Origin of the sequence: Pedococcus dokdonensis (genome assembly GCF_900104525.1) — a bacterium.
GTDB lineage: Bacteria > Actinomycetota > Actinomycetes > Actinomycetales > Dermatophilaceae > Pedococcus > Pedococcus dokdonensis.
The window spans coordinates 2,133,398-2,146,571 of the sequence record NZ_LT629711.1 but is presented as its reverse complement, the minus strand read 5'-3'; the positions used below and the strand labels follow the sequence as shown (position 1 = coordinate 2,146,571).

General features: G+C 71.0%; 12 protein-coding genes. 10 read left to right on the top strand and 2 right to left on the bottom strand.

The genetic code is table 11. The annotated features are described in order from the left end of the window. The first annotated feature begins 11 nt into the window (after window positions 1-11). The gene (locus BLQ34_RS10085) at window positions 12-1,136 is read left to right on the top strand and encodes a mannose-1-phosphate guanylyltransferase (protein WP_091784818.1); all 1,125 of its coding nucleotides are present in this window, start codon (window positions 12-14) and stop codon (window positions 1,134-1,136) included. A 132-nt stretch (window positions 1,137-1,268) separates the two neighbouring features. On the opposite strand, the gene BLQ34_RS10080 is transcribed toward BLQ34_RS10085, so the two are convergent. Next, entirely contained in the window at window positions 1,269-2,858 is a 1,590-nt protein-coding gene (locus BLQ34_RS10080) for an ABC transporter permease (RefSeq protein WP_091784815.1), read from the bottom strand. Then, window positions 2,855-3,802 (bottom strand): ABC transporter ATP-binding protein, encoded by a 948-nt coding sequence (locus BLQ34_RS10075; RefSeq protein ID WP_091784812.1) that lies wholly within the window; start codon window positions 3,800-3,802, stop codon window positions 2,855-2,857. The genes BLQ34_RS10080 and BLQ34_RS10075 overlap by 4 nt, the downstream gene beginning before the upstream one ends. A gap of 53 nt (window positions 3,803-3,855) precedes the next feature. Between BLQ34_RS10075 and BLQ34_RS10070 the strand changes: the two genes are divergently transcribed. From BLQ34_RS10070 to BLQ34_RS10035, 9 genes are all read left to right on the top strand, one after another. Next, window positions 3,856-4,338 carry a GbsR/MarR family transcriptional regulator gene (locus BLQ34_RS10070; RefSeq protein ID WP_091784809.1) on the top strand — a complete coding sequence of 161 codons (483 nt, stop codon included), beginning with the start codon at window positions 3,856-3,858 and terminating at the stop codon, window positions 4,336-4,338. Window positions 4,339-4,417: 79 nt separating this feature from the next. Beyond that, window positions 4,418-6,013: an acyl-CoA mutase large subunit family protein gene (locus BLQ34_RS10065; RefSeq protein WP_091789767.1), complete on the top strand. Its 1,596-nt coding sequence runs from the start codon at window positions 4,418-4,420 to the stop codon at window positions 6,011-6,013. Between the two features lie 90 nt (window positions 6,014-6,103). After that, window positions 6,104-7,318 (top strand): amidohydrolase, encoded by a 1,215-nt coding sequence (locus BLQ34_RS10060; protein ID WP_091784806.1) that lies wholly within the window; start codon window positions 6,104-6,106, stop codon window positions 7,316-7,318. Between the two features lie 166 nt (window positions 7,319-7,484). After that, window positions 7,485-8,528 (top strand): BMP family lipoprotein, encoded by a 1,044-nt coding sequence (locus tag BLQ34_RS10055; protein WP_231961024.1) that lies wholly within the window; start codon window positions 7,485-7,487, stop codon window positions 8,526-8,528. 233 nt (window positions 8,529-8,761) lie between these two features. Continuing rightward, the gene (locus BLQ34_RS19300) at window positions 8,762-9,568 is read left to right on the top strand and encodes an ATP-binding cassette domain-containing protein (RefSeq protein ID WP_231961023.1); all 807 of its coding nucleotides are present in this window, start codon (window positions 8,762-8,764) and stop codon (window positions 9,566-9,568) included. Continuing rightward, complete coding sequence (locus BLQ34_RS19295; protein WP_231961016.1) at window positions 9,547-10,254, top strand: ATP-binding cassette domain-containing protein; 708 nt, start codon at window positions 9,547-9,549, stop codon at window positions 10,252-10,254. Before BLQ34_RS19300 ends, BLQ34_RS19295 begins: the two co-directional genes overlap by 22 nt. After that, the gene (locus tag BLQ34_RS10045) at window positions 10,254-11,372 is read left to right on the top strand and encodes an ABC transporter permease (RefSeq protein WP_091784800.1); all 1,119 of its coding nucleotides are present in this window, start codon (window positions 10,254-10,256) and stop codon (window positions 11,370-11,372) included. The genes BLQ34_RS19295 and BLQ34_RS10045 overlap by 1 nt, the downstream gene beginning before the upstream one ends. Further along, the gene (locus BLQ34_RS10040) at window positions 11,369-12,634 is read left to right on the top strand and encodes an ABC transporter permease (RefSeq protein ID WP_091784797.1); all 1,266 of its coding nucleotides are present in this window, start codon (window positions 11,369-11,371) and stop codon (window positions 12,632-12,634) included. The genes BLQ34_RS10045 and BLQ34_RS10040 overlap by 4 nt, the downstream gene beginning before the upstream one ends. After that, window positions 12,635-13,120: a cytidine deaminase gene (locus tag BLQ34_RS10035; RefSeq protein ID WP_091784794.1), complete on the top strand. Its 486-nt coding sequence runs from the start codon at window positions 12,635-12,637 to the stop codon at window positions 13,118-13,120. Window positions 13,121-13,174: the final 54 nt, after the last annotated feature.

Below are 13,174 nucleotides of genomic sequence, written 5' to 3'. Positions count from 1 at the left end.
GCGTTCCGGCCATGTCAGCAGGTCACGCAGCAGCCGACGAGACGGTGACGGGCGACAGCCATTTCTGGGCGGTGGTCCCGGCCGGTGGGGCGGGCACCAGGCTGTGGCCGGTGTCGCGGGCCTCGTCGCCGAAGTTCCTGCACGACCTGACCGGCACCGGGCGCTCGTTGCTGCAGGCGACCTGGGACCGGCTGACGCCGCTGACCGGGTCGCAGGTGCTCGTCGTGACGGGCGCCGCCCACCGCGCGGCCGTCGCCGCCCAGCTCCCCGACCTGCCGGCCGACCAGCTGCTCGCCGAGCCGGCGCCGCGCGACTCGATGGCCGCGATCGGCTGGGCCGCCGCGGTCCTGGAGGCGCGTGACCCCTCCGCCGTGCTGGGGTCCTTCGCCGCGGACCACGTGATCGCGGACGAGGACGCCTTCCGCGCCTGCGTCACCGACGCGGTGGCTGCTGCCGAGCAGGGGTATGTCGTCACCATCGGCATCGAGCCGACCGGTCCCGCGACCGGGTTCGGCTACATCGAGCTGGGCGAGCCACTGGGGGAGGGCCCCGCCCACGCAGTGCGTCAGTTCGTGGAGAAGCCGGACCGCTCCCGGGCCGAGGCCTATCTCGCGACGGGCCGGTTCCGGTGGAACGCGGGGATGTTCGTGGTCCGGGCGACGGTGCTGCTCGACCTGCTCGCGCAGTGGCACCCGGAGCTCGCAGCCGGGGTGCGGGCGCTCGCCGCCGACCCGTCGCGGCTCGAACAGGTCTGGCCCGGGCTCGAGAAGATCGCCATCGACCACGCAGTGGCCGAACCCGCGGCCGCCGAGGGGCGGGTCGCGGTGGTGCCGGGTGGCTTCGGCTGGGACGACGTGGGCGACTTCAGCTCGCTCGGTGCCCTCCTCCCCGACGCCTCGGGTATGCCGGGGGTGCGGGTCCTGGGCGACGCCTCCAGCGTGCGGGTGGTCGACGCGACCGGGGTCGTCGTGCCGTCGGGGGACCGCGACGGGCGGGTGGTCGCGGTGGTCGGGCTCGACGACGTGGTCGTGGTCGACACGCCCGACGCGCTCCTGGTCGTCTCACGGGACCGGGCCCAGGACGTCAAGGCCGTCGTCGACCTGCTCAAGTCCGAGGGCCGCACCGACCTCCTCTGACCCCCGCGCTGGCTGCACGAACCTTTGCTAGCAAAGGAAACCGGTTCGCGGACAGGTTGCAACCTGTCCGTCACGCAGGAACCTTTGATAGCAAAGGTTCCTGCGTCGGGGGGGCTGGGCTGGTCGGTCGGGTCAGGTGGCGAGGTCGCGGCGGCGGAAGGCGGTGGCTCCGACCGCCGTGACTGCCACCGCGACTGCCAGCAGGCCCGCGAGCCCGGCCGGATTGGCGTCGCCGCCGGGGAGGCTGCCGAGGTGGTCGAACGGCGACAGTCCCAGGGCCCAGTCGGGCAGCGACAACAGTGCGCCGAACTCGCCGAGCAGCACGAACAACGCCAGCAGTCCCCACGCCGCCGTCGACATCCGCGGCAGCAGCCCGAAGAGCAGCACCGTCAGGCCGACGCAGACCAGCACCGCCGGAGCCGTGGCCAGCGCCGCGGGCAGCAGCTCGGACACCCCGGTGCCGCTCACCGCACCGGCCGCCAGGCCCGCGGCGACGCCCACCACGGCGAGCAGCCAGACCGACCCGGCGGCGGCGATGACGAGGTGGCTGCCGAGCCAGCGCCACCGGCTGACCGGGGTGGCCAGGACGACCTCGGCGCGCGCTGCGTTCTCCTCGGAGCGCAGCCGGAGCGCGGTGGCGATGCCGTAGGCGGCGGCGCCGATCGCGAGGAAGCGCAGCTCGGTCCCGAAGAAGGCGTCCAGCAGGGAACCCTGCCCACCACTCATCTTGCGCAGCATCTCCTCGACGGACGGGCTGTCGGCGATCTGGTCGACCGAGGAGGCGATGTTGCCGACGACGAGGCCCAGGACGGCATACCCGATCGTCCAGCCGAGCAAGGTGCCCCGCTGGAGCCGCCACGCCAACCCGAGCGGTGACCGCAGCGCCGGCCGGGCCCGACTCGGCCCGGGACGCGCCGCCCAGAGACCGGAGCCGAGGTCGCGCCGGTGCAGCAGCGCGTCGGCGACCAGGAGCAGCCCGGCGGTGGCGACGAGGGCGGGAAACACCAGCCACAACCGGTTCGCGCCGAACGGGCTGACCTGCTCGGCCCAGCCCAGGAACGACAACCAGACCAGCCCCGAACCACCGCTGCTGGTGTCGGCGGTGGCGCGCACCACGAAGGCCAGCCCGAGCGCCCCGACCGCGATGCCTCCGGCACCTCGCGTGGTGGAGGTGAGCTGCACGGCCACGGCGGTCACACCGATCATGACCAGGCCGGCGACCACCTCGACGGCCCCGAGTGCGAACGACCCCGTGGCGTCGACACCGGTCCCCAGCAGGCTCAGCGCCGAGAGCAGACCGGTGGCGAGCACGGTGAGGGTCGCGAGCGCGACGGCCGCGGCGAGCGGAGCCCGACGACCGACGACGCCGGCGGCGACCAGCTCGAGGCGGCCGTCCTCCTCCTCGCTGCGGGTGTGCCGACGGACCAGCGCGAAGGCGAGGAAGGCCGTGGCGAGACTGCCCATCATGACGGTCTTGAGCACGCCGATACCGGCGGCGGTGGCAGAGGGGAGCGGCCCGTACAGCGCAGTGAGCGACGGGTTGTCGACCATCGCCGCGGCACCACCAGCGGCCGCGGCGTCGGTCGGGTAGAGGTCGAGGGTGGCTGCCATCGAGCCGTAGGCGGTGGCCACCAGGGCCAGCACGCTCGCGACGACGATCCAGCGGTCCCGGCGCCACGCCAGCCGCAACAGCGCACCGGCGCCGGCGAAGCTGTCGCTCACGCCGACACCTCTTCCTTGGCGCCGGCCCCGGCGCCGTTGCCCGCGGCAGTGCCCAGGTCGTCGCGGTACTGCGAGAGGAACAGCTCCTCGAGAGTCGGTGGCTGGCAGGTGAGCGCCTGGATGCCGTGCCCGCCGAGCCGCTGGAGCACGTCGCCGACCGAGCTGGTCCCGACCGAGAGGACGAGGCGCTCGCGGTCCTGGCGCGCCGACTCGACGCCGGGCCAGCGGCCCGCTTCGGTGTCGGACACCGGGCGGGCGAGGGTCGCGGTGATGCTGGTGCGGGTCAGGTGCCGCAGGTCGGCCAGTGACCCGGAGTCCACCACGCGTCCGGCGCGCACGATGCTGACCCGGTCGGCTGCGGTCTCGACCTCGGACAGGATGTGGCTGGAGAGCAGGACGGTGCGCCCCTCGTCGCGGACCCGGGCCAGGTGCTCCTGGAAGACCTTCTCCATCAGGGGGTCGAGTCCCGACGTGGGTTCGTCGAGGACGAGCAGTGGCACGTCGGACGCGAACGCCGCGACGAGCGCGACCTTCTGCCGGTTGCCCTTGGAGTAGGACCGGCCCTTCTTGGTCGGGTCGAGCTCGAACGCCTCGAGCAGCTCGGCGCGCCGGCCCTCGGAGACCCCGCCGCGCAGCCGGCCGAGCAGGTCGATGACCTCACCGCCGGTTAGGTTCGGCCAGAGGACGACGTCGCCGGGCACGTAGGCGAGCCGGCGGTGCAGCTCGGTGGCGTCCGCCCAGGGGTCACGGTCGAGCAGCCGGACCGTCCCGGCGTCGGCGCGCAGGAGTCCGAGGAGGACGCGGATGGTGGTGGACTTCCCGGCGCCGTTGGGGCCGAGGAAGCCGTGCACCTCACCCTCGTGGACGGTCAGGTCGAGGCCGTCGAGGGCGGTGGTGGAGCCGAACGTCTTGGTGAGGCCGACGGCCTCGATGACAGGAGCCATGAGCCCAACTCTACACTGTTTTCAGAAATCTCTGAATGATCTAAACTGTCCTCATGACCCCCACCCCCGCCGCCGCGGACCCCGCGCGCTTCGTCGAGCGGTTCGGCTCCGCCCTCACCGCTGCCGGGATGCAGCGGTTGCCGGCCAGGGTCTTCGCGGCCCTGCTGGCCGACGAGGACGGGCGGATGACGGCGGCGGAGATCGGTGAGGTGCTGACGGTCAGCCCCGCCTCGGTCTCGGGGGCGGTGCGCTCGCTGGAGCAGTTGCGGATGATCCACCGGGAGCGCGAACCGGGCACCCGGCGCGACGTGCACGTGGTCGCCGACGACGCCTGGCACGACGTGATGATCAACTCCGCCACCATCTACACCCCGCTCACCGAGACGCTGCGCGACGGCGTCGACCAGGTCGGCGGCGCGGGCACCCAGGCCGGCGACCGGCTGGCCCTCAGCGTCGCGTTCCTCGAGTTCGTCACCGAGGAGATGCAGCAGCTCTCCGACCGCTGGGACAAGCGCCGCGCCGAGCTCGGCCACTGAGCCGGGGGTGATGCAGCCCACGGTGAGGTGGGCCACGAGCGGTGACCACGCGGCATACCGGCTCACTATCGTGGGCGGCATGGCCGCCGACGTCCCCGCTGCACGCTCCGAGTCCGACCTGCCGATCAAGGCCGTGTATGCCGCGGGCGACCTCGAGGGCTTCGACGCGGACGCCCAGCTCGGTGACCCCGGGCAGTTCCCCTACACGCGCGGCGTCTACCCGAACATGTACACGGGGCGGCCGTGGACGATGCGGCAGTACGCCGGGTTCGGGACGGCCAAGGAGTCGAACGAGCGCTACCACGAGCTGGTGAAGGCGGGCACCGGCGGACTGTCCGTCGCGTTCGACCTGCCGACCCAGATGGGCTACGACTCCGACGAGGCGATCGCGCACGGCGAGGTCGGCAAGGTCGGCGTCGCGATCGACTCGATCGAGGACATGCGCACGCTCTTCGGCGGGCTGCCGCTGGGCGAGCTGTCGACCTCGATGACGATCAACGCTCCCGCGTCGACGTTGTTGCTGATGTACCAGCTGGTGGCCGAGGAGAACGGCGCCGACCCGTCGCGGCTGGCCGGCACCATCCAGAACGACGTGCTCAAGGAGTACATCGCTCGCGGCACCTACATCTACCCGCCGAAGGAGTCGTTGCGGCTGATCAGCGACATCTTCGCCTACTGCCACCAGGAGCTGCCGCGCTGGAACACCATCTCCATCAGCGGCTACCACATGGCCGAGGCCGGGGCGACGCCCGCGCAGGAGATCGCGTTCACCCTGGCCAACGCCAAGGAGTACGTCCGCGCCGCGATCAAGGCCGGGCTCGACGTCGACGACTTCGCCCCGCGGCTGTCGTTCTTCTTCGTGGCCCGGACGACGCTGCTCGAGGAGGTCGCGAAGTTCCGCGCTGCCCGCCGGATCTGGGCGCGGATCATGCGGGACGAGTTCGGGGCCAAGAACCCCAAGAGCCAGATGCTGCGGTTCCACACCCAGACCGCCGGGGTGCAGCTGACCGCCCAGCAGCCCGAGGTCAACCTCGTGCGCGTCGCGCTGCAGGGTCTCGGCGCGGTGCTCGGCGGCACCCAGTCGCTGCACACCAACTCGTTCGACGAGGCGATCGCGCTCCCGACCCAGAAGGCCGCCCGGCTCGCGCTGCGCACCCAGCAGGTGATCGCCTACGAGACCGACGTGACCAAGACCGTCGACCCGTTCGCCGGGTCGTACGTCGTCGAGTCGATGACCGACGACGTCGAGGCCGCGGCGCTCGAGCTGATCCAGGCGGTTGAGGACCGTGGGGGAGCAGTGGCCGCGATCGAGCAGGGCTTCCAGAAGTCCGAGATCGAGCGGTCCGCCTACCGGATCGCGCTCGAGATCGACAGCAAGGAGCGCACCGTCGTCGGTCTCAACCGGTTCGCCCTCGACGAGGAGGAGCCCTACGAGCCGCTGCGCGTCGACCCGCAGATCGAGCACGACCAGCGCGAGCGCCTCGCCGCGCTGCGCGCCGACCGCGACAACGATGCGGTCGAGGCCGCCCTCGAGGCGCTGCGGGAGGCGGCCCGCGGCACCGACAACGTGCTCTACCCGATGCGCGAGGCGCTGCGGCTGCGCGCGACCGGCGGCGAGGTCAGCCACGCGCTGCGCGACGTGTGGGGCCTCTACGTCCCCCGCGAGACCTTCTAGTCCTGCCGGGAGCCGCGGCCTGGTCCTGCCGGGAGCCGCGGCCTGGTCCTGCCGGGAGCCGCGCCCGCCGCGAGTAGAGTGCGCGCTGACATGACAGACCATCTCCTGATGGGCGCACTCTGCGCCACCATCGACTCCCTCGCCCCCGAGCTCCTCGACCTGCAGCACGACCTGCACGCCCATCCCGAGCTGTCCCGCGGCGAGATCCGCACGACCGCCCAGGTGGCCCGTCGGCTCGCCGACGCCGGGATCGCGCACCGCACCCTGCCGGTCAGCGGCCTGGTCGCCGACCTGGGCGCCGAGCAGCCGGCCTACCGGGTGGCCCTGCGCGCCGACCTCGACGCGCTGCCGGTGGGGGAGCGGACCCACCTGCCGTGGGCCTCGACCACCGAGGGCATCTGCCACGCCTGCGGGCACGACGTGCACGTCGCCGCGATGCTCGGGGCGGGGCTCGCGCTCAAGGTCCACGAGGACGCGCTGCGCGAGCGGGGCATCGGCGTGCGGCTGCTGTTCCAGCCGGCCGAGGAGGTCATCCCCGGTGGTGCCGTGGACCTGCTCGCGGAGGGTGCGCTCGACGGGGTCGACGCCATCTTCGCGGTGCACTGCGACCCCAGCCTCGACGTCGGCAGCGTCGGTCTGCGTGACGGAGCCATCACCGCCGCGGCCGACCGCGTCACCGTCCACCTGAGCGGACGCGGGGGGCACACCTCGCGCCCGCACCTGACCGAGGACCTCACCTTCGCGCTCGGCAAGGTGGTCACCGAGCTGCCCGCCGTGCTGTCGCGCCGGCTCGACCCCCGCACCGCGTTCGCGCTGGTCTGGGGCGAGGTGCACGCCGGCCAGGCGGCCAACGTGATCCCGTCGAGCGGCGTCGCCGCCGGCACGCTCCGGATGCTCGACGCGACCGCCTGGACCACGATCGGACCGCTCCTCGCGGAGGCGGTCGAGCACGTCGTCGCCCCGTATGCCGTGACGGCCGTCCTCGAGCACGTCCAGGGGGTGCCGCCGGTGGTCAACGACCCGGAGGCGATCGAGGTGTTCCGCGCCGCGGCCGACGGCACCGGGCTCACCGCGGTGGGCACGCCGCAGTCACTGGGTGGCGAGGACTTCGCCTGGTACCTGCGCCAGGTGCCGGGAGCGATGGCCCGCCTCGGCACCCGCACGCCGGGAGGGTCGACCTACGACCTGCACCAGGGCGACCTGGTCGTGGACGAGGGGTCCGTCGTGCAGGGTGCCCGGCTGCTCGCCGGTGCGGTCGTGGCCGGAGTCGTCAAGACCCGGGACACGCCCGGTACGGCTGGCTGAGGGACAGTCGCGGATCGGTAACGGTTTGTGACCCAACTGGCCCAAGGCCGACGAACCACGCGGAGCGTCGGGCTATCCTCTCCGCCTAGCGGCGCATCAGAGCGCCCCTTTGCTTTTCCATGAAGCGATTTTTACCAAAGAACAGGAGACAGCCTTGCGTCACACGATGAAGGTTGCAGCGGTGGTGTCAGTGGCAGCACTGAGCCTTGCCGCATGTGGTGACTCGGGCGACGACCCGGGGACCAGCGGTTCCAGCTCGAGCACGACCAAGAAGGCCTCGATCAAGGTCGGCATGGCCTACGACGTCGGTGGTCGTGGCGACCAGTCGTTCAACGACGCCGCTGCCGCGGGCCTCGACAAGGCCAAGACCGAGCTCGGCGTGGAGACCAAGGAAGCTGCCGCGGTCAACGGTGAGAACGAGGCCGCCCGCGAGGAGCGTCTCCAGCAGCTCGTCGACGCCGGCTACACGCACGTCGTCGCGGTCGGCTTCGCCTACGCCGCCTCGGTGGGCAAGGCTGCCAAGGACAACCCCGACGTGCACTTCGCGATCGTCGACGACGCGTCGGACGACTCCAAGGGCGCCAACGTCGACCAGATCACGTTCGCCGAGAACGAGGGCTCGTTCCTCGTCGGTGCGGCGGCCGCGCTCAAGTCGAAGTCGGGCCACATCGGCTTCGTCGGTGGCGTGAACGTCCCGCTGATCAAGAAGTTCGAGGCTGGCTACATCGCCGGTGCGAAGGCGGTCAACCCGTCGATCAAGATCGACTCCCAGTACCTCACCCAGCCGCCGGACTTCAGCGGCTTCGGTGACCCGGCCAAGGGCAAGACCGCGGCGCAGGGCATGTACGACAAGGGCGCCGACATCGTCTACCACGCTGCCGGTGGTTCCGGTGGTGGCGTCTTCACGGCGGCCAAGGCTGCCGGCAAGCTCGCCATCGGCGTCGACTCGGACCAGGCCCTCACCGCCCCCGAGGACGTCCGCTCGGTCATCATGACCTCGATGATCAAGAAGGTCGACGTCGCGGTGTACGACTTCATCAAGTCGGCCGCTGACGGCCAGGAGAAGACCGGCAACAACGTCTACGACCTCAAGGCCGGCGGTGTGGACTACTCCACGACCGGTGGTCAGGTCGACGACATCAAGGCCAAGCTCGACGACTACAAGGCCAAGATCATCGCCGGCGAGATCAAGGTGCCCACCACCCCCTGATCACGATGATGGTCGTACACGGCCCGGGCGGCGCGGTAGCGTCTGACCCGGGCCGTGTGCTTCCCTGATCGACCCGCCCGAACGACCGCTTCCCGGTGCCGCGACCCGTGCCGGAAGCGTCCCGAAATGCGCCCCGCCCGCGACGTCGCGGGCCCGGACCAGGAGTGTGAGCCATCACTGCCTCCCCACCGCTGACGCAGCCCACTGCCCAAGGGGGTGCCCCAGCCGTCGAGGTGGAGGGGATCACCAAGCGGTTCCCGGGTGTGGTCGCCAACAAGGACATCACCTTCTCGGTGCGTCGTGGCACGGTCCACGCGATCGTCGGTGAGAACGGCGCCGGCAAGTCCACCCTGATGAAGATCCTGTATGGCGTGCAGCGCCCCGACGAGGGGACGATCAAGGTCGACGGCAAGGCCGTCAACCTGCACTCGCCGTCCGACGCGATCGCGGCCGGCATCGGGATGGTGTTCCAGCACTTCATGCTGGCCGACAACCTCACGGTGGTCGAGAACGTCGTGCTGGGGGCAGAGAAGCTGCACGGCATCGGCGACGCGGCGCGAGCCGAGATCCGGCGCATCTCCGACGCCTACAAGCTCGACATCGACCCGGACGCGCTGGTCGCCGACCTCGGGGTCGGGGCGCGCCAGCGGATCGAGATCCTCAAGGTCCTCTACCGGGGCGCCAAGACGCTGATCCTCGACGAGCCCACCGCCGTCCTCGTGCCGCAGGAGGTCGACGAGCTGTTCGACCAGCTCGCCGAGCTCAAGGACGAGGGCCTCACCGTGCTCTTCATCTCGCACAAGCTTGACGAGGTGCTCAAGGTCGCCGACTCGATCACGGTGATCCGCCGCGGCACCACGATCGACACGGTCGACCCGAAGTCCGTCAACGCCCGCCAGCTCGCCGAGCTGATGGTCGGCTCCGAGCTGCCGTCCCCGACCACCGAGGAGTCGACGGTCACCGACCGCGTGCTGCTCAAGGTCGACGACCTGGTGCTCGGGGTGGCTCCGGCCGCCCGGTGCTCGACGGCATCTCGCTGACCATCCACGCCGGCGAGGTGCTGGGGATCGCGGGTGTCGAGGGCAACGGCCAGGCCGAGCTGGTCGAGGTCATCATGGGGATGCGCGAGCCCACGTCGGGCGAGGTCTACCTCGGCGACACCGACATCTCCGACTGGCACACCCGCGAGATCCGCGAAGCCGGGGTGGGCTACATCCCCGAGGACCGGCACCGCCACGGCCTGCTGCTCGAGGCGCCGCTCTGGGAGAACCGCATCCTCGGACACCAGACCGAGCGCCCCAACGTGAAGGGCCAGCTGATCGACGCCGCTGCCGCCAAGGCGGACACCGAGCGGATCGTCAAGGAGTACGACGTCCGCACCCCGTCGATCTTCGTCACCGCGGGATCGCTCTCCGGTGGCAACCAGCAGAAGCTCATCATCGGTCGGGAGATGAGCCACACGCCCAAGGTGCTCATCGCAGCCCACCCGACCCGTGGCGTCGACGTCGGCGCCCAGTCGAGCATCTGGGACCACATCCGGGCTGCGCGGCGCGAAGGCCTCGCCGTGCTGTTGATCTCGGCCGACCTCGAGGAGCTGATCGGGCTGTCCGACACCATCCGCGTCATCCTGCGCGGCAAGCTGTCCGGTGAGTTCGACCCCGACAAGGTGACCGCCGAGGACCTCGGCGCTGCCATGACCGGCGCCGGCGAGAAGGAGGCCTCCTGATGAAGTCGATCAGCCCCCGCCGGATCCTGCTCAGCGTGGCTGCGCCGGTGCTCGCCCTCCTCGTGGCGTTCGCCATCACCTCGTTGATCCTCGTCCTCTTCGGCGACCCGGTCGGTGAGGTCTGGAAGACGATCCTGCACGCGCCCAAGCCCAGGCAGACGGTGCAGATCATCAACAGCGCCACCGTGTTCTACCTGTCGGCCATCGCCGTCGCAGTGGGCTTCCGGATGAACCTGTTCAACATCGGCGTCGACGGCCAGTACCGCGTCGCCGTCTTCGCGGCCGCCGTGTTCGCCGGCCAGGGTTGGCTGCCCGGGTTCCTCAACGTCGTCGCGGCCATGGTCGTCGCGATGGTGGCGGGCGGGCTCTGGGCCAGCATCGCGGCATACCTCAAGGTGAAGCGCGGCGTCTCCGAGGTGATCTCGACCATCATGCTCAACGCCATCGCCACCGGCGTGGTGAGCTGGCTGTTGCTCAAGGTCGCCGACCGCAAGGAGGGCAGCAACGCGATCGAGACCAAGACGATCCCGGACTCCTCGCAGCTCGAGGGCTTCAAGCTGATCCCTGGTGCGACCAACCGCGTCTACACGCTGCTGGTGCTGGCGATCCTCGTCGGGTTCCTCTACTGGTTCGTGCTCGGCAAGACGAGGTTCGGCTTCGACCTGCGGGCCACGGGCCGCTCCGAGAGCGCCGCCGTCGCGAGTGGCGTCAAGGTCCCGCGGATGGTCATGACCGCGATGATCGCCTCCGGCGCGCTCGCCGGGCTGGTGGGCATGCCGCTGCTGTTCGGGCAGGACCACAACTACGGCACGACGTTCCAGTCGGGGCTCGGCTTCGCAGGCATCGCGATCGCGCTGCTCGGGCGCAACAACCCGGTGGGCATCGCGTTCGCGTCGGTGTTGTGGGCGTTCCTCGACATCCAGTCCAACGCCCTGCAGATCACGGCCGGTGTGGCCCAGGAGATCGTCTTCATCATCCAGGGCGTCATCCTGTTCGCCGTGGTCATCGCCTACGAGCTGATCCGCCGGGCCGACAAGCGGTTCGAGCAGCAACGGGTCGCCAGGGAGCTGGCCGCCCAGCGAAAGGCCCAGCCCGCCACGGAAGGAGCCCCGGCATGAGCGCCGCAGGACTCGAGGTCGGCACGCAGGCCGTCGTCGACCGCCCGAAGCGGCGCCGGCTCGGCCCGCGCGAGTGGGCGATCATCGCGCTCGGCACGATCGCCGTGGTCTCGGTGCTGCGGCTGGTCACCGGTGCTGACGACATCGCGTCGTCGGGCGCCCTGGCCGCCGCCATCGGACTGGCCGTGCCGATCGGGCTCGCCGGTCTGGGCGGCCTGTGGTCCGAGCGTGCCGGCGTGGTCAACATCGGCCTCGAGGGCATGATGATCCTCGGCACCTGGGGTGCCGGGTTCTTCGGCTACCACATGGGCCCGTGGGCCGGCGTCCTCGGCGCCATCCTGCTGGGCATGGTCGGTGGCCTGATCCACGCCGTCGCCACGGTGACGTTCGGGGTCGACCACATCGTCTCCGGTGTGGCGATCAACATCATCGGCCTCGGGGTCGCGAAGTACCTCGCCGCCCGGTTCTTCGACGGGCTGCCCGGCGGTGGCCCCACGCAGTCGCCGCCGGTCAAGGCGCTGCCCGACTTCACCGTCCCCGGCATCTCCAGCGGGCTGGGCACGATCGAGAAGAAGGACTGGTTCTTCGTCAGCGACCTCGCGGCCGTGCTGCGGGCGGTCTGCACCGACCTGTCGATCCTCACGATCCTGGCGCTGCTGCTGTTCGCCGGCACCTGGTGGGTGCTGTGGCGGACGTCGTTCGGCCTGCGGCTGCGCTCCGTCGGTGAGTCACCGGTGGCGGCCGAGTCGCTCGGCGTCAACGTGCTCCGCTACAAGTTCCTCGCCGTGATCGTCTCCGGTGGCCTGGCCGGCCTCGGTGGCGGGTTCCTCGCCCTGGTGGCTGCGAACATCTACCGCGACGGCCAGACCGGCGGACGTGGCTACATCGGCCTCGCGGCGATGATCTTCGGCAACTGGCGACCCGGTGGCCTGCTCACCGGCGCAGCGCTGTTCGGCTACACCGACGCGGTCCAGCTGCGCGGTGGCGCGACCGTCCACGCGTTCCTGCTGCTCTTCGCGGTGCTGCTGGTGGCGGTCGGCATCTGGCAGGTCGTCCGCAACAAGCGGATGGTCCAGGGTGTCCTTGCGATCGCCGTCGGCGTCCTCGTCGGCTGGTGGTACTTCGCCAGCGACGCGGTGCCCGCCGAGCTCACCGGCACCACCCCCTACGTCACCACGTTGCTGGTGCTGGCCTTCGCGTCGCAACGGTTGCGGATGCCCGCTGCCGACGGACAGATCTATCGCAAGGGCGAGGGGCACTAGGTGTGCCCTGAGCCCGATCACCAGCAGCAGGAGGGGTATGCCGCGGAGCCGGCTGCGCGGCATGCCGCCCCTCCCGCCCCGGAGCACGTCGACTGGGAAGCCTTGCGCGCCAAGGCGATCGACATCATGGGTCGGGCCTACGCGCCGTACTCGAACTTCCCCGTCGGCGTGGCCGGCATCGTCGATGACGGCCGGGTCGTGGCGGGCTGCAACGTGGAGAACGCTGCCTACGGCGTCGGGCTGTGCGCCGAGTGCGGCATGGTCTCCGAGCTGCACGCGACCGGGGGCGGCAGGCTCGTCGCGGTCTCCTGCGTGGGTGGCGACGGCCAGCCGTTGATGCCGTGCGGCCGGTGCCGCCAGCTGCTGTGGGAGAACGGCGGGCCCGAGTGCCTGCTGCTCACCCCCGAGGGCGTGCTGCCGATGCGCGAGGTGCTGCCGCAGGCGTTCGGTCCCGACAACCTGACCGCCGCGGCCCACCCCGCCTGACCCTCGCTTTCCCCCACCGAGGAGCAGTGCGCAGCGCGGTCGGGGTCTGACACG